The 23,043-nt window shown below is 64.0% G+C and carries 21 protein-coding genes and 1 tRNA gene; 18 read left to right on the top strand and 4 right to left on the bottom strand.

The window, feature by feature from the left end:
• Window position 1 precedes the first annotated feature (1 nt).
• Together ruvX and mltG are read left to right on the top strand one after the other, a co-directional pair.
• Window positions 2-454 carry a Holliday junction resolvase RuvX gene (gene ruvX, locus GFD25_RS04810; RefSeq protein WP_163230488.1) on the top strand — a complete coding sequence of 151 codons (453 nt, stop codon included), beginning with the start codon at window positions 2-4 and terminating at the stop codon, window positions 452-454.
• A gap of 32 nt (window positions 455-486) precedes the next feature.
• The gene (gene mltG, locus GFD25_RS04805) at window positions 487-1,674 is read left to right on the top strand and encodes an endolytic transglycosylase MltG (protein WP_163230486.1); all 1,188 of its coding nucleotides are present in this window, start codon (window positions 487-489) and stop codon (window positions 1,672-1,674) included.
• Here mltG and GFD25_RS04800 read toward each other — a convergent pair.
• Window positions 1,671-2,138 (bottom strand): peptidase A24, encoded by a 468-nt coding sequence (locus GFD25_RS04800; protein WP_163230484.1) that lies wholly within the window; start codon window positions 2,136-2,138, stop codon window positions 1,671-1,673. The genes mltG and GFD25_RS04800 overlap by 4 nt on opposite strands.
• Window positions 2,139-2,191: 53 nt before the next feature.
• Between GFD25_RS04800 and aroC the strand changes: the two genes are divergently transcribed.
• From aroC to GFD25_RS04745, 11 genes are all read left to right on the top strand, one after another.
• Entirely contained in the window at window positions 2,192-3,388 is a 1,197-nt protein-coding gene (gene aroC, locus GFD25_RS04795; RefSeq protein WP_163230482.1) for a chorismate synthase, read from the top strand.
• Window positions 3,385-5,019: a bifunctional shikimate kinase/3-dehydroquinate synthase gene (locus GFD25_RS04790; RefSeq protein WP_163230480.1), complete on the top strand. Its 1,635-nt coding sequence runs from the start codon at window positions 3,385-3,387 to the stop codon at window positions 5,017-5,019. Before aroC ends, GFD25_RS04790 begins: the two co-directional genes overlap by 4 nt.
• A 29-nt stretch (window positions 5,020-5,048) precedes the next feature.
• Window positions 5,049-5,495 (top strand): type II 3-dehydroquinate dehydratase, encoded by a 447-nt coding sequence (gene aroQ, locus GFD25_RS04785; protein ID WP_163230478.1) that lies wholly within the window; start codon window positions 5,049-5,051, stop codon window positions 5,493-5,495.
• 132 nt (window positions 5,496-5,627) lie between these two features.
• The gene (locus GFD25_RS04780; protein WP_163230476.1) at window positions 5,628-7,295 is read left to right on the top strand and encodes a CTP synthase; all 1,668 of its coding nucleotides are present in this window, start codon (window positions 5,628-5,630) and stop codon (window positions 7,293-7,295) included.
• Window positions 7,296-7,464: 169 nt separating this feature from the next.
• Window positions 7,465-9,117 carry a L,D-transpeptidase gene (locus GFD25_RS04775; protein WP_163230474.1) on the top strand — a complete coding sequence of 551 codons (1,653 nt, stop codon included), beginning with the start codon at window positions 7,465-7,467 and terminating at the stop codon, window positions 9,115-9,117.
• Window positions 9,118-9,394: 277 nt separating this feature from the next.
• On the top strand, window positions 9,395-10,849 hold the full coding sequence (gene sufB, locus GFD25_RS04770) for a Fe-S cluster assembly protein SufB (protein ID WP_163230638.1): 1,455 nt from the start codon (window positions 9,395-9,397) through the stop codon (window positions 10,847-10,849).
• A 5-nt stretch (window positions 10,850-10,854) separates the two neighbouring features.
• Window positions 10,855-12,084: a Fe-S cluster assembly protein SufD gene (gene sufD / locus GFD25_RS04765; protein ID WP_163230472.1), complete on the top strand. Its 1,230-nt coding sequence runs from the start codon at window positions 10,855-10,857 to the stop codon at window positions 12,082-12,084.
• Window positions 12,085-12,126: 42 nt separating this feature from the next.
• The gene (sufC, locus tag GFD25_RS04760; RefSeq protein ID WP_152358532.1) at window positions 12,127-12,906 is read left to right on the top strand and encodes a Fe-S cluster assembly ATPase SufC; all 780 of its coding nucleotides are present in this window, start codon (window positions 12,127-12,129) and stop codon (window positions 12,904-12,906) included.
• 362 nt (window positions 12,907-13,268) lie between these two features.
• The gene (locus tag GFD25_RS04755) at window positions 13,269-14,540 is read left to right on the top strand and encodes a cysteine desulfurase (RefSeq protein WP_163230470.1); all 1,272 of its coding nucleotides are present in this window, start codon (window positions 13,269-13,271) and stop codon (window positions 14,538-14,540) included.
• 3 nt (window positions 14,541-14,543) lie between these two features.
• Window positions 14,544-15,089 carry a Fe-S cluster assembly sulfur transfer protein SufU gene (sufU, locus tag GFD25_RS04750; RefSeq protein ID WP_163230469.1) on the top strand — a complete coding sequence of 182 codons (546 nt, stop codon included), beginning with the start codon at window positions 14,544-14,546 and terminating at the stop codon, window positions 15,087-15,089.
• Window positions 15,090-15,159: 70 nt separating this feature from the next.
• A complete protein-coding gene (locus tag GFD25_RS04745; RefSeq protein ID WP_163230467.1) occupies window positions 15,160-15,750 on the top strand; it encodes a metal-sulfur cluster assembly factor in 591 nt (196 codons plus the stop codon).
• A gap of 147 nt (window positions 15,751-15,897) precedes the next feature.
• On the opposite strand, the gene glgC is transcribed toward GFD25_RS04745, so the two are convergent.
• From glgC to GFD25_RS04730, 3 genes are all read right to left on the bottom strand, one after another.
• Window positions 15,898-17,145 (bottom strand): glucose-1-phosphate adenylyltransferase, encoded by a 1,248-nt coding sequence (glgC, locus tag GFD25_RS04740; RefSeq protein ID WP_163230465.1) that lies wholly within the window; start codon window positions 17,143-17,145, stop codon window positions 15,898-15,900.
• A 153-nt stretch (window positions 17,146-17,298) separates the two neighbouring features.
• Window positions 17,299-18,165, bottom strand: a complete 867-nt coding sequence (locus GFD25_RS04735; RefSeq protein ID WP_163230463.1) for a TrmH family RNA methyltransferase — start codon at window positions 18,163-18,165, stop codon at window positions 17,299-17,301.
• 92 nt (window positions 18,166-18,257) lie between these two features.
• Window positions 18,258-18,345: transfer RNA gene (locus GFD25_RS04730), tRNA-Leu, on the bottom strand.
• A 135-nt stretch (window positions 18,346-18,480) separates the two neighbouring features.
• Between GFD25_RS04730 and GFD25_RS04725 the strand changes: the two genes are divergently transcribed.
• The 5 genes from GFD25_RS04725 to GFD25_RS04705 all read left to right on the top strand — a co-directional run bounded on the left by GFD25_RS04725 (window position 18,481) and on the right by GFD25_RS04705 (window position 23,043).
• Window positions 18,481-19,275 carry a 16S rRNA (uracil(1498)-N(3))-methyltransferase gene (locus tag GFD25_RS04725; protein ID WP_163230461.1) on the top strand — a complete coding sequence of 265 codons (795 nt, stop codon included), beginning with the start codon at window positions 18,481-18,483 and terminating at the stop codon, window positions 19,273-19,275.
• Window positions 19,276-19,444: 169 nt separating this feature from the next.
• Window positions 19,445-19,783, top strand: coding sequence for a histidine triad nucleotide-binding protein (locus GFD25_RS04720; protein WP_163230459.1), 339 nt, complete (start codon window positions 19,445-19,447; stop codon window positions 19,781-19,783).
• Window positions 19,784-19,786: 3 nt separating this feature from the next.
• Window positions 19,787-20,983, top strand: a complete 1,197-nt coding sequence (locus GFD25_RS04715) for a PhoH family protein (protein ID WP_163230457.1) — start codon at window positions 19,787-19,789, stop codon at window positions 20,981-20,983.
• Complete coding sequence (ybeY, locus tag GFD25_RS04710) at window positions 20,980-21,525, top strand: rRNA maturation RNase YbeY (protein ID WP_163230455.1); 546 nt, start codon at window positions 20,980-20,982, stop codon at window positions 21,523-21,525. The genes GFD25_RS04715 and ybeY overlap by 4 nt, the downstream gene beginning before the upstream one ends.
• A 78-nt stretch (window positions 21,526-21,603) precedes the next feature.
• Window positions 21,604-23,043: a hemolysin family protein gene (locus GFD25_RS04705; RefSeq protein ID WP_163230453.1), complete on the top strand. Its 1,440-nt coding sequence runs from the start codon at window positions 21,604-21,606 to the stop codon at window positions 23,041-23,043.

Below are 23,043 nucleotides of genomic sequence, written 5' to 3'. Positions count from 1 at the left end.
AGTGGTATGGCTCGGCGTTGATCTGGGTGATGCCCGGGTCGGACTTGCTTTGTCCGACCCGGAGCTCACCCTTGCGCACCCGGCGGGCAATGTGCGGGTGTACGGAGATTCTTTTCAGGCCCTCGACGAGGTCATCGACGTCATCGAAGACGAATCGGTGGAGCATGTCGTGATAGGGCTGCCGTTGATGTTGGACGGTACGGAAGGCAAAAGCGCCAAGAAGGCACGTCGTTGGGCGTCGAATCTGACGACACGCATTCAGCGTCTGATCGACGACGGCGAAATCGCCCTCGATCGGGTTCCCCGGGTAACATTGCTGGATGAGCGGCTGACGACGGTCAGCGCGCATCGGCAACTGCAAGAGGCGCAGATATCCGGCAGGAAACATCGTCCGATCGTCGATCAGCAATCGGCGGTCGTGATTCTGCAATCGGCGTTGGACGGCCGCGGCTGAGGCGGCGCATAGAGGAAGACAGAGGAACGGAAGTGGCTGAGGATTTCGACGAATTCTTCTCCGACAACACCCAATGGGTCGAGGACCATGGTTCGGCGGTCAGCGCCTCCGCGCCGCCCCGTCCCCCGAAATCGCGTAAGGAAATGCGTCGCAGGCGTGCGCAACGCCGTCGCAGATCGCTGATCTCCGTCATCGTGACGCTCGTCGTGCTGGCGCTGATCGCAGGCGGCGTTCTTTTCGGATATCACAGGCTCAAGGCATGGAGCGAGGCGCGCGACACGACCACCATCGTCGAAGACTATGCCGGACCGGGTACGGGGGACGTCGCGTTCACCGTCGAATCCGGACAGGGGCCGGCCGAAATCGGACAGAACCTCGTCGATCAGGACATCGTCAAATCCGTCATCGCCTTCACCAACGCGGTGGCGTCCTCCAACGCCACGCTGTATCCGGGCACCTATCAGCTCAAGCAGCAGATGAAGGCTTCGGACGTGGCCGCCATCCTGTCCGATCAGACCAAGGCGGGAGGCTTCCTGGAGATCAAGCCCGGCGAGCGTGTGAGCACCGTACTCGCCAACGTGGCGAAGATCGACGGAGCCAACGTCGACGATTTCACGACCGTGCTCAAAGGCAAGGGCGACGGCATCCTGCCGAGTGAGGCCGCGGGCAGCTTCGAAGGATGGCTGGAACCCGGCGTCTACACGGTGACCAACCGCAGCGCCTCGGACGTCGTCAAGGACATGGTCGACGCCCGCGTCGCCAAGCTGGATGATCTCGGCGTCGCCGCGTCCGATCGCAAGCGCGTGCTGACCATCGCCTCGATCGCCGAGGCCGAGGTCAACAAGGACGAATACTACGGCAAGGTCACACGCGTGATCGAAAACCGACTGGCGAAGGACATGACGCTTGGCATGGACTCGACCGTCGCCTATGGCAACGACGTCGAGCCGTCCATGATCACGCAGGCCATGTTGGACGATGCGAGCAACCCCTACAACACACGCCAGAACAAGGGATTGCCGCCCACTCCGATCAGCAATCCCGCGGACAAGGCCATTCAGGCCGCGATCAACCCCGAGGACGGCGACTGGCTGTATTTCGTCACCGTCAACCTGACGACGGGCGAAACGAAGTTCACCACCGGCACGGTGGACGAACAGAACGCGCAGTTCGAACAGTACGTCAACGAATACAAGACCGGAAACGAGAACGCGAATTAGACCATAGTCGTCAGAGGAGCGATCAGGCCCGCGGCCACGATCACCGGAGCGAACGGCACCTTGCCCGCATACGGCGTATCGGACTGCGGGTCGAATCGTATCCACCACGCCATCCACGCCAGGCCGATCAAGCCCATGGCCAGCCACCAGGCCACCATGGCCGTCAGACCGAGCAGACCGACGCCGAGGCCGGTCATCAACGTGCATGTCACGTCGCCGAACCCCAGCGCGCCCGGTTTCGCCACGGCCAACAGACATTGCAGCACGGCCGCGATAGCCGCGAACAGCAACGACTGCACGACCACGAACAGGCTGTTGATCGCCAGCCCATAAACGACGTTTGCCGCCAGTTGCGCTAGAACACCGACCGCGATCCACGCACGCGGCACGCGGCGACGACGCACGTCTTCGACACCGACCGCCAGTCCACAAAGCAGACTCGGCAACAACGCAAGGTAAGGCATACCGCTATGCTAGTGCGAAGTCAATGACGGTGAGCAACCAAAAGGAGAACGGCATGTTGCGCTGGCAGACGGCGGGCGAATCACACGGCGAGGCGCTGGTCGCCATGATCGAAGGACTTCCGGCAGGCGTGGAGGTGGCCAGCGGCGACATCGTGGACGCGCTGGCACGCCGTCGTCTCGGATATGGCCGCGGCGCGCGCATGAAATTCGAACAGGACAAGGTTCGCCTGCTCACCGGCGTGCGCCACGGCAGCACGCTCGGTTCCCCGGTGGCCATCGAGATCGCGAACACCGAATGGCCCAAATGGACCGAAGTGATGAGCGCCGACCCGCTCGACCACGACATTCCGCGCGAAGGACGCAACGCGCCGCTGAGCCGTCCGCGTCCGGGCCATGCCGACCTGACCGGCATGCGCAAGTATGGCTTCGACGATGCGCGCCCTGTGCTGGAACGTTCCAGCGCGCGCGAGACCGCGTCCCGTGTGGCGCTCGGCGCGGTGGCCGCGAAGTTCCTCGAGCAGACGCTCGGCATCCGCACCGTCGCGCATGTGCTGTCGATCGGAGGCGCCGGCGTGGACGAGACGGCCGCGGGCCGCGTGCTGCCGACGCCCGACGACGTCGCCGCTCTGGACGCGTCTCCCGTGCGCACGCTGGACAAGGAGGCCGAAGAGCGCATGATCGCGCGCATCGACGAGATCAAGGCGAACGCCGACACCGTCGGCGGCGTGATCGAGGTCATCGCCTACGGCGTGCCCGCCGGCCTGGGCACGTATGTCGAATCCGACCGCCGCCTTGACGCGGCCCTGGCCGCGGCCGTGATGGGCATCCAGGCCATCAAGGGCGTGGAGATCGGCGACGGCTTCCTGGAGGCCGTGCGTCCCGGCTCCGCCGCGCACGACGAAATGGTGCCGGGCGAAAACGGTCGCATCACCAGACTCACCAACCGTGCCGGCGGCATCGAAGGCGGCATGTCGAACGGCGAACCGATCCGCGTGCGCGCCGCGATGAAGCCGATCCCGTCGATCCCGCGCGCGCTGCGCACCGTCGACGTCGCTTCCGGCGACGCGTCGTCCGCCATCAACCAGCGTTCCGACTCGACCGCGGTCCCGGCCGCGTCCGTCGTGGCCGAGGCGATGGTGCGGCTCACGCTGGCGCAGTTCGTGATCGAGAAATTCGGCGGCGACAGCGTGGCCGAGATCCGACGCAACGCCGAAGGCTATCTCGCCTCGTGGCCGGAGCACATGCGATGAGCGATGAGAGCGGTCGTCCCATCGCCGTCATCATCGGCATGATGGGAGCGGGCAAGACCCGAGTCGGACGTGAGGTCTCGCAGATGATGGGCGTGCCGTTCAAGGACGCCGACATCGAAATCGAGCACGAGATCGGCATGGGCATCCCCGCGTATTTCGAACGGTACGGCGAACAGGCGTTCCGCGACGTCGAAAGCACGCTGATCCGCAGGACGCTGGAAGGATTCGACGGCATCTTCGCGCTTGGCGGCGGAGCACCCATGACGCCCTCCACGCAGGAGGCGCTGGCCGACTACATCGCCGACGGCGGACGCGTGATCTACCTGCAGGCCGATCCCAAGGAGGCCATGGAACGAGCCAACCGCGGCGGCGGCAGGCCGATGCTCAACGGCGGCGACGCGAACGAACGCTGGATGCGCCTGTACGAGCAGCGCGACCCGGTATTCGACCGGATCGCCAACGTGCACGTGCGCACGCATGGTTCGACACCGCAGATGGCGGCGAGAAAGGTGATGAACATGATCGAGGAGAGGGTCGTCCACGTCGACGTCGTCGCATCCGACGATTACGACGTGCGTATCGGCGAGGGCGCGCTGAACCATCTCGCCGGCATACTCGGTTCCAAGCCGGTGCGCATCGCGCTGATCCATACGCAGCCCGTGCAGCGCCACTCCGACCGTGCCCGCGCGCTGCTGCGTCAGGCCGGTTATCAGGTGTCCGACATCGTCATCCCCGACGCCGAGGCCGGCAAGACCATCACCGTGGCGAACGGCATCTGGGAGCGGCTCGGCAACGAGGGATTCACCCGGTCCGACGCCGTGGTCGGCGTGGGCGGGGGAGCGGCCACCGATCTGGCCGGATTCGTCGCCGCGACCTGGATGCGCGGCATCCGCTACGTGAACTGCCCGACCTCGCTGCTGGCCATGGTCGACGCCTCCACCGGCGGCAAGACCGGCATCAACACGAAGGTCGGCAAGAATCTCGTCGGCTCCTTCTACACGCCGGCCGGGGTGCTTGCAGACACGACCACGCTCGCGTCCCTGCCGAACGACATCTTCATCGAAGGCCTCGGCGAGGTCGCCAAATCCGGATTCATCTCGGATCCTGAAATCCTGCACATCCTCGAAGAGCATGCCGGCGAGCTGCGCGCGTTCGACGGGGCGACGCTCATCGGCTCGCCGCTCGAGGACGTGGTGTCCGAGCTCATCGAGCGCACCGTGAAGGTCAAGGCGCGCCACGTCTCCGCCGACCTCAAGGAAGCGGGCCTGCGCGAGTTCCTCAACTACGGGCACACGCTCGCGCATGCGATCGAAAAGCTCGAGCATTTCCGCTGGCGGCACGGCAACGCGGTCGCGGTCGGCATGGTGTACGCCGCCGAACTGGCGTCGCTGCTCGGCTACATCGACCGCGATCTGGTCGACTACCACCGTTCGCTGCTCGCCTCGCTCGGACTGCCTACCTCGTGGAACGGCGGCTCGTTCGAGGACGTGATCGCGCTCATGCACCGCGACAAGAAGGCGCGCGGCAACAAACTGCGCTTCGTCGTGCTCGACGGCGTTGGTCATCCCGTGCATCTCGACGATCCGCCGGCGGACGCCGTCGAAGAGGCTTTCCGCCGCATTCAGCACTGAACCGCCAGTAACCCGTAAAAGGAGTCATCATGACCAAAGTCATCGTCGTCAACGGGCCGAACCTCGGACGTCTCGGCGTCCGTCAGCCCGACGTCTACGGACGTCAGGACCTTGAGGAACTGCGTCGTCTGTGCACCGGGTGGGGTGCCGAACTCGGCCTTGACGTCGAGGTGCGCCAAACGGACGACGAGTCCGAAATGGTGCATTGGATGCATCAGGCAGCCGACGAAAAGACGCCGGTCGTCATGAACCCGGCGGCGTTCACGCATTACTCGTACGCGCTGTCCGACGCCGCCCACATGGTCGGCGACGCCGGCCTGCCACTGATGGAGGTGCATATCTCCAACCCGTCCGCCCGAGACGAGTTCCGCAAGCGCTCCGTCATCAGCCCGGTCGCCACCGGCACCATCACCGGACTCGGCTTCTTCGGATACAAGCTCGCCCTGGAGGCCATCGCGCATCTCATCGCCGAATAGCCGGTGCAACCGTCGGCCGGTGAATTTCGGCCGAACGTCCTCGAACGGGCCGGTCCACATGCGTGTCTGCATGCGGGCCGGCCCGTTTCCGGTAACACGCCGGGTCATACGCGGATGATACAATGAAATTCCATGGTTAGAAGACAACATGGCAATTCCCAAGAACACGTCACCAAGCACATCTTCGTCACCGGCGGCGTGGTTTCCTCCCTCGGCAAGGGCCTGACCGCATCCTCGCTCGGCCGCCTGCTGCGCAGCCGCGGCATCCATGTCCTCCAGCAGAAGCTCGATCCGTACATCAACGTGGACCCGGGCACCATGAACCCGTTCCAGCACGGCGAGGTCTACGTGACCGAGGACGGCGCCGAAACCGATCTCGACATCGGCCACTACGAGCGTTTCCTCGACGTCTTCCTGTCGCAGAAGGCGAACGTGACCACCGGCCAGATCTACCAGGAGGTGCTGCGCAAGGAACGTGCCGGCGAATACCTCGGCCAGTGCGTGCAGGTCATCCCGCACATCACCAACGAGATCAAGTCCCGCATGCGCGCGCAGGCATCCGACGACGTCGACGTGATCATCACTGAGATCGGCGGCACCGTCGGCGACATCGAATCCCAGCCGTTCCTTGAGGCCGCCCGCGAGGTGCGCCGCGATCTCGGCGCCGAGAACTGCATGTTCGTGCACGTCTCCCTCGTGCCGTACATCTCCGCCGCCCACGAGCTCAAGACCAAGCCGACCCAGCACTCCGTCATGATGCTGCGTCAGCTCGGCATCACCCCGGACGCGCTCGTGCTGCGTTCCGACCGTCCGCTCAACAAGTCCATCAAGGACAAGATCTCCCTGATGTGCGACGTGGACGAGGAGGGCGTGGTCAACTGCGTGGACGCGCCGAGCATCTACGACGTGCCGAAGATCCTGTTCAACGAAGGACTCGACGCGTACGTCGTGCGCGAGCTCGGACTGCCGTTCCACGACGTCGACTGGGACGAATGGGCCGACCTGCTCGAACGCGTGCATCACCCGAAGCATGAGGTCAACATCGCGATCGTCGGCAAGTACATCGATCTGCCGGATGCGTACCTGTCCGTCACCGAGGCCATCAAGGCCGGCGGCTTCGCCAACTGGGCCAAGGTCAACGTCAAGTGGGTCGCGGCCGACAAGTGCGAGACCGAGGAAGGCGCGGCGGCCGCGCTCGACCAGGTGGACGGCATCGTGATCCCCGGCGGTTTCGGCATCCGCGGCATCGATGGCAAGATCGGCGCGCTCAAGTACGCCCGCGAGCACAAGCTGCCGGCGCTCGGACTGTGCCTTGGCCTGCAGTCGATGGTCATCGAATACGCCCGTCACGTCCTCGGCATCGAGGACGCGAATTCCACCGAGTTCGAGCCGGAGTGCGCGAACCCGGTCATCGCCACGATGGAGGAGCAGAAGGACATCGTCGCGGGCCACGGAGACATGGGCCACACCATGCGACTGGGCAGCTATCCGGCCGTGCTTGAGGAGGGTTCGCTCGTAGCTGAACTGTACGGCACCACGCATGTGACCGAACGCCACCGTCACCGTTACGAGGTCAACGTGGCGTACAAGGACCGTCTGCGCGAGGCCGGTCTGCGCATCTCCGGCCAGAGCCCGGACGGCGAGCTCACCGAGTTCGTCGAGCTGCCGCAGGACGTGCACCCGTTCTATGTGGCCACGCAGGCCCACCCGGAGTTCAAGTCCCGCCCAACCAAGCCGCACCCGCTGTTCGCGGGCCTCGTCAAGGCGGCCCTCGACCACCAGGAGGCCGGTCGCGCCTGAGCATGGTGCGTGTACCGGACGTGACCGGAACACGATGTGATGGGATTCACATAGAGGCGCGCTGATCGCATGGCCATGGACTCGTTCGAGTTCATGGCCATGTTGCATAATGAGGGGCAACGCATAACGGGCCGGCGGCGTCCGGCGACAAAGGGAATGAACAGACAGCATGAACGAGAATAACGAGATGAACAGGGCAGGCGCCTTCGCCGATGGCGAGGCGACGGCGGTGTTCGCGCCGCTGGACATGAGCGCCTTCGCCACTCCGGCATTCGAGGAGGGCGGCAGGTCTGCGAGCAGACGACGCAAGCGCCATGCCGTATGGCCGTGGATCCTGCTTGCCGTGGTTGTGGTGCTGGGTGCCTTCGTCGGCGGGGGCATCTGGTTCTTCCAGTCGCATGCGTTGCCGGGCGTCACCCTGTGGGGTCATTCGGTGACCGGCAGCTCGTATGAACGGGTGGTGTCCCGGATCGATGCCGCCGTTGACGATGCCACGGTGACCGTGTCCTATGACGGCAAGACCGCAAAGGTCTCGCTCAAGGATCTCGGACTTTCCGTGGACTCCGAGTCCATCGCCCGTCAGGTCATGGACGCCAAGCGCGACGAAGCCTGGTGGCAGCGCTACGCCTTCTGGAACACCGCCGATATCACCGTCGAGCCGGCCAATGCCAAGGCGGCGGTTTCCGACACGCTCAGCCAGAAGCTGTCGATCGACGAGGTCAAGGCGACCGATGCCTCCCTGCGGCTCAACGAGGACGGCACCGGCTTCGACGTGGTGTCCGGACAGCAGGGCCAGGGCGCCGACCCCGCGCCGGTGGCCAAGGCCGCGATCGCAGCCGTGGAGACACTCGGTTCGGCACCGGCGAAAACCGTGACGGTCGAACTCAAGGCCATCGACCCGTCCGTGACCGACGACATCGCCGCGAAGGCCAAGGCCACGCTCGACGGACTGGCGAACAAACCCGTCGACATCAAGATCGGCGACCATACGATCGCGACGCTCGGCGCCCAGGCACTGGCCGCATCCACGCGCATCGACGCCAACGAGAACGGCAAGCTGGCCGACAATGAGACGCGTAACGGCTATGTCGTGTTCGACGCGGACAAGTTGCAGAAGTATTATGACGACTCCGTCAAGCCCAACCTGCAGTCCGGCCGCGAGGACCGGGAGGTCATCGTCAACGGAGTGGGCGAGGAACTGAAGGTGCTCAAGGAGGGCCATGACGGCGTGACCGTGGCCGCCGGAGCGGATTCCTCGGTCGGCGCCGACGCCGTTCAGGCCTTCGCCAAGGGCGGCGGATCCGTGACCGTCGAAGGCACGGTCGACCCGATGAAGACCAAGTCCACCAAGCGCACCGTCGTCATCGACCTGTCCGATCACACGGTCACCGCATACGAAAACGGCAAGGCCATCATGAAGTTCAATGCCGGCATCGGCCGCGGCAACGATCCGACCACCGGCGAATGCACCGGCGAACTGTGCACGCCCACCTACTGCGATCCCAACACCTACGACAACTGCACCGAAAACGGCGACTTCAAGATCTGGCTCAAATACCAGAGCCAGAACATGAGCGGCAACCTGACGCTCAGCGACGGCAGCAACGAGACCTGGGACGCCAAGAACGTCGGCTTCGTCAACTACTTCTCGAAGACCGGATGCGCCATCCACCGCGTCGCCACCCAGACGGCCATGAACAATTCGCAGCTGGTCAAGGGCGGCGGATTGTGGTCCCATGGATGCGTCGGCATCGGCTGGGACGTCGCCCAGCAGTTCTACGAATGGGCGCTGATGGGCACCACCGTGCACGTGCAGGCATGACGGATAGGTTCCGATCCGTCGAACCATTATCATCGCAAACCCCGCTTCAGGCGGGGTTTGTTCGTAGAAGTCGCTGTTCGACGGCATGCTATCCCGCCATCTGCCGGCCGGTATTCGGTGTCGCGCGCATCACGTTTGCGCTGAGCCAATATTCGGCGCGGATACTAAAGTCGGACCCCGGTATCTGTTAGGTTTACGTAGGAACGTTGTGAAGTCGATTGGAGGGAAGCGTACGGTGAGCGAAAACCAAGCGCCAAACGCCGCGGCTGACGTGGAGATGAGCCAGTATGTGGCCGATCGCGCCCGCGTCAACGAGGAGAAAATCAAACAGGATGACGAGATCATCCAGCAGTTCGGAGACTACAGCTACGGTTGGCATGATTCCGACGCGGCCGGCGAGGCTGCGAAACGAGGCATCGACGAGAACGTCGTGAGAGCCATCAGCGCCGACAAGGGCGAGCCGGAATGGATGCTCGATATGCGTCTGCGCGGCTTCAAGGCGTTTCTCGACAAGCCGATGCCCGACTGGGGCGTCGATCTGTCCGGATTCAACGCCGATGACTTCAAGTACTACGTCAAGCCGATCGACAAGCAGGCCAAGACGTGGGAGGAGCTGCCGGACGACATCCGCTCCACCTATGACCGTCTCGGCATCCCCGAAGCCGAAAAGAAGCGTCTCGTCTCCGGAGTCGCCGCGCAGTACGAGTCCGAGGTCATCTACAACTCCATCCAGGAGGATCTCAAGAAGCAGGGCGTGATCTTCGTCGACACGGACACCGCCGTGCGCGAGTACCCCGATCTCGTCCGCAAGTACTTCGGCACCGTCGTCTCCCCGGAGGACAACAAGTTCGGCGCGCTCAACACCGCCGCGTGGTCGGGCGGCTCGTTCGTGTACGTTCCCAAGGGCGTGCACGTCGACATCCCGCTGCAGGCCTACTTCCGCATCAACACGCCGGCCATGGGCCAGTTCGAACGCACGCTCATCATCGCCGACGAAGGCTCCTACGTGCACTATGTCGAAGGCTGCACCGCACCGATCTGGTCCGAGGACTCACTGCACGCCGCCATCGTCGAGATCATCGTCGAAAAGCACGCCCGCGTGCGCTACACCACCGTGCAGAACTGGTCGAACAACGTGTACAACCTCGTCACCCAGCGCGCCTACGTGCGCGAGGGCGGCACGATGGAATGGGTCGACGGCAACATCGGATCCAAGGCCACGATGAAGTATCCGGCCTGCATTCTGGCCGAGCCGTATGCCACCGCGTCCACGATGTCGCTCGGCTTCGCCGGCAAGGGCCAGTACCAGGATACCGGCGCGAAGATGATCCACCTCGCTCCGCACACCAAGTCCACGATCGTCGCCAAGTCGATCTCGCGCGGCGGCGGCCGTTCCGCCTACCGCGGCCTCGTCAAGATCGTCGACGGCGCGTACGGCTCGTCGAACTCGACCGTGTGCGACGCGCTGCTCGTCGACGACTTCAGCCGTTCCGACACGTACCCGCATGTGGATGTGCGCGAGGACGATGTGACGATGGCGCACGAGGCGACCGTATCCAAGGTCTCCGAGGACCAGCTGTTCTACCTGATGAGCCGTGGTCTTGAGGAGAAGGAGGCCATGGGCATGATCGTTCGCGGCTTCGTCGAGCCGATCAGCCGCGAGTTGCCGATGGAATACGCGCTCGAACTGAACCGTTTGGTCGAATTGCAGATGGAAGGATCGGTGGGCTGATTCCCATGGCATCGAATACTGCTGAACTCAACATTCCCGTTGCGGATCCGAACGACCCGTATGCGATCCCGGCGGCCATGCCGTCGAGTGCCGACAAGGAGCCGCGCTCGTTCGACGTGGCCGATTTCCCGATGCCGACCCGCAAGCAGGAGGACTGGCGGTACACGCCGCTCGATCGCATCGAGGAATTCTTCGACGTGTTCAAGCCGAGCGGCGAGACCACGCTGGTGATCTCCAACGTCGACGGCACGCCCGTCGATCCGGAGCATGTGACCGTCAGCCAGACCAAGCTCGGCGAAGGCGGTTCCGGCACCGTGTCCAAGCCGAACGACCGCGCTTCCGTGGTCGAATGGAACTCGGGCCACACCGCCACCGTCGTCAACCTGACCGGCGAACTCGCCCAGCCCGTGCTCGTCCGCGTGATCGGCGGCGGCGAGGACCTCGACGCGCTGCATCTGGTCATCGCCGCGGCAGACGGCACGCACGGCGACGTCGTCGTCGAGCACAACGGCACCGCGCGACTCGCGGAAGGCGTCGAAATCACCACCGGCAAGAACTCCCACGTCTCCGCCACGTTCATCCAGGAATGGGACAAGGGATCCAAGCACGTCGGCAACCATCGCATCCATGTCGGCGAGAACGCCTCGCTGCGCCACTCCGTCGTCACCCTTGGCGGCGATGTCGTGCGCATCCGCATGGATCAGGACTTCGGCGGCCCGCAAGGCGACCTCAACATGCTCGGCATCTACTTCGTGGATCCGGGCGAGCACATCGAACACCGCACGATGGTGGTGCACAACCATCCCGAATGCAAGTCGCGTGTGGTCTACAAGGGGGCGCTCGACGGCAAGGACGCGCACTCCACATGGGTCGGCAACGCGCTGATCGCGCCCACCGCGCCCGGCACCGATTCCTACGAACTCAACCGCAACCTCGTGCTCACCCCGGGTGCCATCGCCGATTCCGAGCCGAACCTCGAAATCGAGAACGGCAACATCATCGGCGCCGGCCACGCCAGCTCCGTCGGCCGTTTCGACGACGAGGAACTGTTCTACCTGCAGTCGCGCGGCATCCCCGAAACCGAGGCCCGCAAGCTCGTCGTGCGCGGTTTCTTCGGCGAACTCGTCGAAGAGATCGGCGTGCCCTCCGTCGCCCAGCACCTCATGGACGTGATCGACCGCCGCCTCGCACGCGGCGAGGACGCGGCCATGCAGGCGGTGCTCGAAGACAAGTAACCCAATCACAGACTTTTCATCCGTAAGTAACAGGAGAATTCAATGTCCACTCTGGAAATCAAGGACCTGTACGCCTCCGTCGAAACCAAGGAAGGCCGCAAGCAGATCCTCAAGGGCGTGAACCTGACCGTCAACTCCGGTGAAACGCACGCCATCATGGGCCCCAACGGCTCCGGCAAGTCCACGCTCGCCTACACGCTCGCCGGCCACCCCAAGTACGAGGTCGACTCGGGCGAAGTGCTGCTCGACGGCGTCGACATCCTCAAGCAGACCCCGGACGAGCGCGCCAAGGAGGGCCTGTTCCTCGCCATGCAGTATCCGGTCGAGGTGCCGGGCGTGTCGATGACCAACTTCCTGCGCACCGCCAAGACCGAGGTCGACGGCAAGGCGCCGGCCATCCGCACGTGGACCAAGGAACTGTCCGAAGCCATGAAGCGCCTGCGCATGGATCCGAAGTTCGCCACGCGTTCCGTCAACGAAGGCTTCTCCGGCGGCGAGAAGAAGCGCGCCGAAGTGCTTCAGCTCGAACTCCTCAAGCCCAAGTTCGCGATCCTCGACGAAACCGACTCCGGCCTTGACGTCGACGCGCTGCGCATCGTGTCCGAAGGCGTGAACCGCGCCAAGGAGGCCAACAACTTCGGCATTCTCATGGTCACGCACTACACGCGCATCCTCAAGTACATCAAGCCGGACATCGTGCACGTCTTCGCGGACGGCCACTTCGTCAAGACCGGCGGCCCGGAGCTGGCCGACGAACTCGAGGAGCACGGCTACGACGCGTACCTGCCCGAAGGCGCCGATTCCGAATCCGCGCTGGCGTAAGTCGTGACCACGATTGCTTCGCGGTTTTGCTCGGAGCATATCGATAGGTTTCGACGATGACCGCGTGGGGCTGGGATGTTCTATTCCCGACACGCTCCGGGCCGCTCGGCCGAGTCATACGGTCGTGAACAGAACATCCCAGCCCCACGCTCGTGAGCGTGTATACGTTGCGTGATACAAGCGCAAGTTCTGCACGACGTAACGATGATACGCGAGGTAGCGTGGGGTGGCGGGATGCATGTTGAGACCGTAAAGACTTGGCCAGAGCGGCCCGGAGCGTGTCACAATATGCATCCCGCCACCCCACGCGGCAACGCTGGAACTCGTAGTGAAACGGAAAGCGCATAAATAAAAGGGGAATAATGGTTGATTTCAAGGTGATTCGGGAGCAGTTCCCGATTCTGGATCAGGAGGTGCACGGGCATCCGCTCGTGTATCTCGATTCGGCGGCGACATCGCAGAAGCCGCAGTGCGTGATCGACACGGAGGCGGACTTCTACCGCACGATCAACGCGGGCGTGCATCGCGGTGCGCATGAGCTGGCGGCCCGTTCGACCATGGCGTTCGAGGATGCGCGCGCCAAGGTCGCGCGTCTGGTCGGCGCGAACGCGGAGGAAGGACAGGAGGAGGTCGTCGTCACCGGTGGCGCGACCGCCGGCCTGAACCTTCTGGCAACCGCATTCGGCAACGCGAGCCTCGGACGCGGGGGAGAGGCGGCCAAGCGGTTCGCGTTGAAGCCCGGCGACGAGATCGTCGTGTCCAAGGCCGAACACCATTCGGTGCTGCTGCCGTTCCAGGAGCTTGCCTACCGCACGGGGGCGACGCTCAAATGGTTCGACCTGACCGAGGACGGACGCGTCCGCTCCGATACGGCCGATGAGGTCATCACCGAGCGCACCAGGGTCGTGGCGGTCACGCATGTGGGCAACACCACCGGCGCGATCACCGACATCGCGCCCATCGTGCGCCGAGCCCATGAGGTGGGCGCCGTGTTCATCCTTGACGCATGCCAGTCGGTGCCGCATCTCAAGGTCGATTTCCATGCGATGGACGTCGACTTCGCCGCATGGAGCGCGCATAAGATGTACGGTCCTACCGGCGTCGGGTTCCTGTACGGCAAGCGCGAACTGCTGGAGGCGTTGCCTCCGGCGAACTTCGGCGGATCGATGGTCGAACTGGCCTGGATGGATCAGCCGGCGCAGTACATGGAGCCGCCGGCACGCTTCGAGGCCGGTACGCAGCCCGTCGCGCAGGTCGTCGCCGCCGGCGTCGCCGCCGAATGGATGATGGGCATCGGCTTGGAGAACATCGAGGCGCATGAGAGGACGATCGCCGCCGAACTTCTGAAGCTCGGCGACATCGACGGCGTGCGCATCCTCGGCCCGCGCGAGAACGTGGACCGTATCGGTACCGTCGCATTCGACGTGGCCGGCGTGCACCCGCATGATGTCGGCCAGTTCATCGACGCGCAGGGCATCGCCATCCGTGTCGGCCATCATTGCGCCCAGCCGGTGCATCGTCATTTCGGCTTGTATGCGTCCAACCGCGCGTCCAGCGGCGTGTACAACAGCGTCGATGACGCGGCGGCCCTGGTCGAGGCCGTGGCGAAAGTCCGTCCGTTTTTTAAGGTGTGATGTATGAACGATTTTGGCATGAGTGGCGACGATCTGGAACAGATGTATCAGGAGGTCATTCTGGAGGCCGCGCGCGATCCGCACGGCAAGGAATCCTTCGCTCCGGATCTTGCATCGGAAGACAGTGCGGCGGCGGAGACGACGATTCGTGCGTCGCATGAGTATTGCACTCCGGGCGAATCCCACCAGTTCAACCCGACCTGCGGCGACGAGGCCACCGTCCATGTGGAGGTGTCCGACGCCGAACCGCATCGCATCGAACGTCTCGTGTGGGACGGGCATGGCTGCTCCATCTCGCAGGCGAGCCTGTCGGTTATGGTCGACCTGTGCGCCGGCAAGACCGTGGACGAGGCGATGGATCTGTTCCGTGACTTCCATGAGCTGATGGAGTCCCGCGGCGCCGGCCTGAACGACGACGCCAAGGAGGAGAAGCTCGAAGACGCGGTCGTGTTCCAAGGCGTCTCCAAGTATCCGATGCGCATCAAGTGCGCCCTGCTCGGCTGGGAGGGCATGCGCGACTCGGTGGCCAAGGCTCTGGCCGCGAAGTAATGGTCCGGCTCTCCCGCGGGAGAGCCGGGAGTATATTGGAAACCGATCTTTCAACGACGTTTGGAGTGATATGAGCGACAATCTGGTTCCCGAACCCGCGCCGTCGGTGTTCGATGCGGTGAACAAGGTGCTGGGAGATGAGGAAGCCGCACGTCGCGTGATGGCCAACCCGAATCTGGCCGCGGGATTCCCGGGCGGTCGTCCCGCGCCGGCCGCCGCGGACGGAGACACCGAGATGTGCGCGTGCGGCCGTCATCCGAAGAGCGAATGCGGCCATGAAGGCGAGCACAGCAGCGAGGACGACATTCCGCTCAAGGCCGTGGACGACATCGGCCGCGCCACTGCGGAGGACGTCAAGGAGGCTTTGCATCAGGTCATCGATCCCGAGCTCGGCATCGACGTCATCGATCTGGGCTTGGTCTACGGCATCGAAATCGACGAGCTGGGCCGTGCGATCATCACGATGACGCTCACCACGCCGGCTTGCCCTCTGACGGATCTCATCGAGGACGAATGCGCGAGCACGCTGGCCGGTCTGGTCGAGGAGTTCCGCATCGACTGGACATGGCAGCCGCGCTGGACGATGGACAAGATCACGCCGGAAGGCCGCGACCAGCTGGCCGCGCTCGGCTTCAACTTCGATAACCTGCCGAAGTACTGAGAATCTATCGCCCTGAACCGGATTCGGCGGTGTGACGGATGCGTATGTCCGTTACGCCGCCGTTTTTCATATCGAGTATCGGCGCAACAGGAAAGCCCCGACCTTACGCGGTCGGGGCTTTCCTGTTCGTTGGGATCTGTTTTCCGATCAGTCGTCGACGATCGTGCCCTTCGGCACGACGGTGATGCCTTCCGGAGTCACGGTGAAGCCGCGGGCGAGATCATGCTCGGTGTCGATGCCGACGGTCGAGTTCTCGGTGAGCACGACGTTCTTGTCGAGGATCGCCTTGTACACGCGGGCGCGACGGTTGACGATCACGCCGTCGAACAGCACCGAATCGACGACCTGCGCCCACGAGTGGATGCGCACGTTCGGGGAAAGCACCGAGTGGTGCACTTCGCCGCCGGAGACGATCACGCCGGGGGAGACGATGGAATCGGTCGCGTGGCCCAGACGGTCGCGGCCTGCGTGCACGAACTTGGCCGGCGGCAGGGTGCCGGAATCGGTGTAGATCGGCCACGCCTGGTTGTACAGGTTGAACTCGGGCACATAGGCGATCAGATCCATGTGCGCATCGTAGAACTGCTTGATGGTACCCACGTCACGCCAGTAGGCGTGATCGGTTTCCGTGGCGCCCGGAATGACGTTCGTGTTGAAGTCGTACACGCCGGCCTCGCCGCGCGCCGCGAAGTACGGGGCGATGTCGCCGCCCATGTCGTGCTTCGTGTCCTCGGCCTTCTCGTCCTTGGCCAGCGCGTCGAACAGCGCGTCCGTGTTGGCCACATAGTTGCCCATCGAAGCGAGGAACGAGTTCGGATCGTCCGGCAGGCCCTCGGTCGTGGCCGGCTTCTCCTGGAATTCGCGGATCTGGTTGGGGTGATCCGGGTCAACGCTGATCACGCCGAACTGGTTCGACTGGGCGATCGGCTGGCGGATGCCGGCCACCGTGAACTCGGCGCCGGATTCGATGTGCTGCTCGACCATCTGGCCGAAGTCCATGCGGTAGACGTGATCGGCGCCGACGATCACGACGATGTCGGGCTGCACGTCCTCGATGATGTTGATGGTCTGGTAGATGGCGTCCGCGGAGCCGAGGTACCAGTGCTTGCCGAGACGCTGCTGCGCCGGGACAGGGGAGACGTAGTTGCCCAGCAGGGAGGAGAAGCGCCACATCTGCGAGATATGGCGATCAAGCGAGTGGGACTTGTACTGCGTGAGCACGATGATGTGACGGTAATCCGAATTCACCAGGTTGCTCAGCGGAAAATCGATCAGACGGAACACGCCTCCGAACGGGACTGCGGGCTTCGCGCGATCACGGGTCAACGGCATCAGACGAGTTCCCTCACCGCCTGCAAGGACGATGGACAGGATCTTCTGCTTGTTTTTCGCCATCCGATGTTCCTCTCTTCCGGTCATCCACAGCGTCTTGCGACACCGAACTGCTTGCGCCCGCGCATCCTCGCGCGGGGACACTGTCAATACTCGCACAAATTCGGCGACACGCAAGGCAGCCGCGTGGGCATGTCGCCCGACTTTCGTGACTTTTCAGCGAATCCTGGTCGAATAGAATGCGACGGCGCTCGATGCGGCCACGTTGAGCGAGTCGACGCCGTGGCTCATCGGGATCTTCACCGTCAGATCGGCGTTGGCGATGGTGTGCCGGCTCAGACCGTCCCCCTCGGTGCCGAAGATCAGGGCAAGCTTGTCGATATGGTCGGGGTCGGCCGCGCCGTTGTTCAGTCGACGTACCAGTTCATCCAGGCTGATCGAATCGTCGGTCAACGCCATCGCCACGGTGGTGAAGCCCAGGTCATGCAGTTCCTTCAGACCGTCGAACGGCCATGCGTGCTTCGATTCCATCCCGATGCGCGTCCACGGGATCTGGAAGACGGTGCCCATGGACACGCGTGCGGCACGTCGGTACAGCGGATCGCCGCATGACGGGGTGACGAGTACGGCATCCACGTCAAGCGCCGCGGCGGAGCGCATGAGCGCGCCCACGTTCGTGTGGTCGACGATGTTCTCCATGACGGCGACGCGTCGGGCTCCGGCGCACACCTCTGCCACGGACGGCAGCGGCCATCGGCGCATGGCGGACAGGGCGCCGCGATGCAGACGGTACCCGGTCAGCTGTTTCAGCTGTTCCGGGGAAGCGACGTAGACGGGGATGTCGGGACCCCAATGGTCGTCCACGAACGCGAACGTATCGGCCATGCCTTCGATCCACGGCTCCTCGACGAGCAGCGAGATCGGTTCGCGGCCTGCGGCCAGCGCCCGGTCGATGACTTTGGGGGATTCCGCGATGAACAGTCCCTTGGCGGGTTCCAGCCGGTTGCGCAACTGGATTTCGGTTAGGTTCGTGTACGCCGCGACGCGATCGTCGTCGATGGAATCGATGGTGATGAACCGCAAGGAAGCCTCCGCCGGTCGTCGCCGGACATGCGCCGGCGGTGTATGGATGTGCAGATACAAGAAAACCCCGTGTTTCCACGGGGTTTCGCTCGTGTCCGAGATGGGACTTGAACCCACACGCCTGTATAAAATAGGCACTAGCACCTCAAGCTAGCGCGTCTACCATTCCGCCACCCGGACGAGTGCGTTGTTCAGACAACGATTGATTACTATACTCATTCGGGCTCAGACGTCAAATCAATGATGCTATACGGCGTGTTGCAAGTGTTTTCAATGGTTCGTTACTCGTTGCGGGGTTTGTGTAGCCTAGTGCCCATGACGAATCCTCTGTTTCTTCTCGACCCCGAACGCGATGACGTGCCGGTCAACAGCGACGAGCTCAATACGGGATGGAAGCTCACGCTGCCGTCCTCCGTGCGCAGGCATGCCATTCAGGCCATGAGGCTCGGCGACGGCGACGAGCTCGATCTGTCGGACGGCGAAGGTCTTCGCGTCAGGGCGGTGATCTGCGATGCGGCCAACGGTCTGGCCCAAGTGCGTGAGGTGGGGCGCGAACCCCGGCCGGTGACGCGTCTGGCGCTGATCCAGGCGCTGGCGAAGACGGGGCATGACGAACAGGCCATCGACATGGCCACTCAGATCGGCGTCGACCAGGTGATCCCTTGGCAGGCGGACCGTTCCATCGCCAAATGGAAGGCCGGCCGCACCGACCGCAAATGGCATCAGGTGCTCGCGGCGGCCACCGAACAGTCCCGGCGCAGCTGGATGCCGGAACTGTCCGACTGCATCACCAGCAAGCAGATGCTCGCCGTCTGCAGAAGGGCCTGCGTGCATGGCGATCTGGTCATCGTGCTCCATCAGGACGCGACCGATACCTGGGACGGCATCGAGCGGCAGGTCCGGGAACTCGCCGACCGTTGTCTTGAGGACGGGCGCCCTCGCACCATCAACGTGATGGTCGGCCCCGAAGGGGGCATCAGCGACGCCGAGGTGGAGGCGTTCCGTGATGCCGGAGCCCACGTATGCGTGCTGGGTTCCACCATTCTGAGGGCCTCCGCGGCGGGTCCCGTGGCGCTGACCCTGCTGTCGCGTGCGCTGGGACGCATCTGACGGGAGTGCGCGTTCCGCGCCGCCGGTTCCGTCCTGCGCATGACGGGACGCGAATTCGGCCCATGGCGCAACGGCCGTCGCACGTGAGCCGAATCCGGCGCCAATGCCGGCAAATGACAAGCCTGCGCAATAGCATGGGCGTAGTCGGACAATGTAATGAAGGAGCGATATGAGCGAGTCGACGGACTGCCTGTTCTGCAAGATCATCAAGGGGGAGATCCCCAGCGCGAAGGTGTACGAGGACGAGACCACCTACGCGTTCAAGGACATCAATCCGAAGGCCAAGGTGCATGTGCTGGTCGTGCCTCGTCGTCATTACGCGAACGTGGCCGAGCTCGCCAAGGATGATCCGGCCGAGCTCGCCCACATCGTCGAGGTGGCCCAATCCATCGCCGACAAGGAGTTCCACGGCGCGTACCGCCTGGTTTTCAACACCGGCCTCGACGCCGGCCAGACCGTGTTCCACGTGCACGCTCACGTGCTCACCGGCGAGACCCTGGACGAGTAGCCCGTGGCGACGACGACACGAACCATCGCCATCCCGACCGAACTTGACCCGGTCGCCGTTCTCGGTCCGGTCGACGAGGTATTGCGCGAGGTGGAACGCGCGTTCCCCGATCTGACCATCATCGTGCGGGGCAACCGCATCGCGATCGTATCCCACGGCAAACAGACCGAATCCCAGGCGGCGCAGGCCGCGGACGTGATCGACACGATCATCCGGACCGCCTACAGCGCGCCGATGGACGCCGACACCGTGCGCCGCATGCTCGATCAGCAGGTGCTGCCGAACCGCGTGCGTCATGAGCGTTTCGGACAGCATGCGGCGTCCGGACAGCCCGTGAAGGCCCGTCGCGCCGATGACGCGGAGACCCACGATGCCGATCGCCGTGCGTCCGCGCGCGACGGCGCGGGATCCACGCAACGCAAGCCGCGCATCCCCGGCGTGATCACCTATGCGCTCGGCGTTCCTGTCCGCGCGAAGACCGCGGGCCAGATCTCCTATGTCAACGCCATCGAATCGCATACGATCACGTTCGCGATCGGCCCGGCCGGCACCGGCAAGACGTATCTTGCGGTCGCCAAGGCCGTGCAGGCGTTCCAGGAGAGGAAGATCAGGCGCATCATCCTGACGCGTCCGGCCGTCGAGGCGGGGGAGAACCTCGGCTTCCTGCCCGGCACGCTCAACGAGAAGGTGGATCCGTACCTGCGCCCGCTGTACGACGCATTGTCGGACATGCTCGGTTCCGACCAGCTGCGCCGGTACATGGACGACGGCACGATCGAGGTCGCCCCGCTCGCGTACATGCGCGGCCGGACGCTCAACGACGCGTTCGTGATCCTCGACGAGGCGCAGAACACGACCGAACAGCAGATGAAGATGTTCCTCACCCGCCTCGGATTCAACACGACGATGGTCATCACCGGAGACATCACGCAGGTGGACCTGACCGTGCCCCGGTCCGGTCTCGCCACGATCGAACATATCCTCGGAGGCATCGACGACATCGCGTTCGCCCATCTCGAAGCGGCGGACGTGGTACGCCATCGGCTCGTCGGACAGATCGTCGCCGCGTACGAGCGGCATTCGGCGATCGCCGGGGACCACAGCACGAAGGCTCGCCGCGAACACGGGGAAATGAAGCAGCACCGCGCATATGCCGTATCGGACGTGCTCGGTGACGACGGAAAGGATGAGCGCCGATGAGCGTGGACGTCACCAACGAAACCCAGTGGACCATCGACCCGAAGGTCTTCTCCGATCTCGGCGTGTGGGTGATGGACCAGATGCGCGTGAGCACGCAGTCCGACCTGACCGTCATGTTCGTGGATCCCGAGCCGATCGCCGAGCTTCACGAACGCTGGATGAACCTAGAAGGGCCGACCGACGTGATGAGCTTCCCGATGGACGAGCTGCGTCCCGGTGACGGCAAAACCGTCATGGAGGGCGTGCTCGGAGACATCGTCATCTGCCCGTGGGTCGCCGCCCAGCAGGCCGCCGCGGCCGGTCACAGCACCCTTGAGGAGATGCTGCTGCTCACCATCCACGGCATCCTCCATCTGCTCGGCTACGACCATGTCGGCCCCGAACAGGAACGTCAGATGTTCGGACTGCAACGGCAGCTGCTGCTCACGTTCATCGCGGTGCGCCACACCATCGGCGCGCCGGTGACCCTGCCGTCCGGGACCCCGGACGTCCTTGCCGAATACGACCGGGTTCACGGGGCCAACCGCCAGCTCGGCCACTGACCCGGCCCCACGCCGGGCCGTCCGCACGTCATAATCAGATCCGCAACGACCGTTTTCATTCACGCAAAGGAACCCACGATGTCCTCCGATACGTCGGCGATAGCGCTGACCGTTATCCTCATCCTCGTAGCCGGCCTGCTGGTGTGGCTGTCACTGTCGCTGGCAGCCGCCGAAGGGGCCGTGTCCCGTGTGACGCGGGCCAGCCTGAACAATCTCATCCTCGAGGTACAGACGGATTCGGAAACCTCGCAGTTCCTGAAGATGAAGAAGATCGATCGGATCCACAAGGTCCAGCATCTGATTTCCGACCGATACGCGACGGCCGGCTCCTGCGCGTTCTTCCGAATCACCTGCAACGTGCTCGACGGCGTGCTCGTCGCCTGCATCGCCGCTCTGTTCGAGGCTCCGATATGGGCGCAATTGCTGGCCGGATTCGTGGTGGCGATCATCGTCGGCGTCGTGTCCATCCTCGTGCGTCCGCGTTCGGCCGGAGCGCTTAAGCCGGTCGACATCATGCTTGGCCGTGCCACGCTCGTGTCGGTCGCCGCATGGCTGACCCCGTTCGCCCGAATCGGAGGGCAGCGAGATCCGAAGAAGCGCGATCGCGACTCCGATCTGTCTGATGACGAGGAATTGGAGAAGATCCAGCTCGAACAGGGACGCGCGACCATCGACCGGCTCGTCGAGGCGAATGACTTCGACCCCGAAGTCTCGGAAATGCTGCGCAACGTGCTCACGTTGTCGGAGACGCTCACCCGCGAGATCATGGTGCCCCGCACCGACATGATCTGCATCGAACGCACCGAGACGCTGGAAAGCATGCTCAAGCTCTGCTCGCGTTCCGGATTCTCCCGCGTGCCGGTCATCGGCGACGACGTGGATGACCTGATCGGCGTCGCCTATCTCAAGGACGCGGTGCGCGCCACCGCGTTCAACCCCGCGGCCATCAGCCGCAAGGTCGAATCGATCATCCGCGAGCCGATGCTCGTGCCTGAATCCAAGCCGGTGGACGACCTGTTCCATGAAATGCAGCGCACGAGGCAGCACGTGGCGGTCGTCGTGGACGAATACGGCGGCATCGCCGGACTGGTCACCATCGAGGACGCGATCGAACAGATCGTCGGCGAGCTGGAGGACGAGCACGACCGCACCCAACGCGCGGAGCCGGAACGGATCGGCGACCACAAGTGGAGCATGCCGGCGCGTACCCCGATCGCCGACTTGGAGGAGATCTTCGAGATCGACATCGACGAGGACGACGTGGACACGGTGTACGGTCTGCTGACCAAGCTGATCGGAAGGGTGCCGATCGTCGGCGCGTCCGCGGTGACCAGAGGCCTGCGCCTGACCGCCGTGGACTCCGCCGGGCGACGCAAGAAGGTGTCCACGATCGTCGTGGAACCCGCACACGTCGAGGGCGTCGGGGAAGATGGCGATTCAACGGATGAAGACGACAACGCCCGGGGAACCTCCGCGGACGACAAGGGTCGCGCGGGCCGTGACGACGACAAGGAGTGA

This window comes from Bifidobacterium aerophilum, from assembly GCF_010667685.1.
Classification (GTDB): Bacteria; Actinomycetota; Actinomycetes; order Actinomycetales; family Bifidobacteriaceae; genus Bifidobacterium; species Bifidobacterium aerophilum.
The sequence above is the reverse complement of the archived record's forward strand: the minus strand, read 5'-3'. Positions and strand labels throughout refer to the sequence as shown.

What these genes read in the sequence shown, in the direction of transcription:
- GFD25_RS04780 (WP_163230476.1), top strand. Translation starts at nt 5,628, where the DNA reads ATGGTTAGAAGACAACATGGCAATTCCCAAGAACACGTCACCAAGCAC.
- GFD25_RS04800 (WP_163230484.1), bottom strand. Translation starts at nt 2,138, where the DNA reads ATGCCTTACCTTGCGTTGTTGCCGAGTCTGCTTTGTGGACTGGCGGTC.
- sufD (WP_163230472.1), top strand. Translation starts at nt 10,855, where the DNA reads ATGGCATCGAATACTGCTGAACTCAACATTCCCGTTGCGGATCCGAAC.
- sufB (WP_163230638.1), top strand. Translation starts at nt 9,395, where the DNA reads ATGAGCCAGTATGTGGCCGATCGCGCCCGCGTCAACGAGGAGAAAATC.
- sufU (WP_163230469.1), top strand. Translation starts at nt 14,544, where the DNA reads ATGAACGATTTTGGCATGAGTGGCGACGATCTGGAACAGATGTATCAG.
- ybeY (WP_163230455.1), top strand. Translation starts at nt 20,980, where the DNA reads ATGAGCGTGGACGTCACCAACGAAACCCAGTGGACCATCGACCCGAAG.
- aroC (WP_163230482.1), top strand. Translation starts at nt 2,192, where the DNA reads ATGTTGCGCTGGCAGACGGCGGGCGAATCACACGGCGAGGCGCTGGTC.
- GFD25_RS04775 (WP_163230474.1), top strand. Translation starts at nt 7,465, where the DNA reads ATGAACGAGAATAACGAGATGAACAGGGCAGGCGCCTTCGCCGATGGC.
- GFD25_RS04755 (WP_163230470.1), top strand. Translation starts at nt 13,269, where the DNA reads ATGGTTGATTTCAAGGTGATTCGGGAGCAGTTCCCGATTCTGGATCAG.
- glgC (WP_163230465.1), bottom strand. Translation starts at nt 17,145, where the DNA reads ATGGCGAAAAACAAGCAGAAGATCCTGTCCATCGTCCTTGCAGGCGGT.
- GFD25_RS04725 (WP_163230461.1), top strand. Translation starts at nt 18,481, where the DNA reads ATGACGAATCCTCTGTTTCTTCTCGACCCCGAACGCGATGACGTGCCG.
- GFD25_RS04745 (WP_163230467.1), top strand. Translation starts at nt 15,160, where the DNA reads ATGAGCGACAATCTGGTTCCCGAACCCGCGCCGTCGGTGTTCGATGCG.
- sufC (WP_152358532.1), top strand. Translation starts at nt 12,127, where the DNA reads ATGTCCACTCTGGAAATCAAGGACCTGTACGCCTCCGTCGAAACCAAG.
- GFD25_RS04790 (WP_163230480.1), top strand. Translation starts at nt 3,385, where the DNA reads ATGAGCGATGAGAGCGGTCGTCCCATCGCCGTCATCATCGGCATGATG.
- GFD25_RS04720 (WP_163230459.1), top strand. Translation starts at nt 19,445, where the DNA reads ATGAGCGAGTCGACGGACTGCCTGTTCTGCAAGATCATCAAGGGGGAG.
- GFD25_RS04705 (WP_163230453.1), top strand. Translation starts at nt 21,604, where the DNA reads ATGTCCTCCGATACGTCGGCGATAGCGCTGACCGTTATCCTCATCCTC.
- aroQ (WP_163230478.1), top strand. Translation starts at nt 5,049, where the DNA reads ATGACCAAAGTCATCGTCGTCAACGGGCCGAACCTCGGACGTCTCGGC.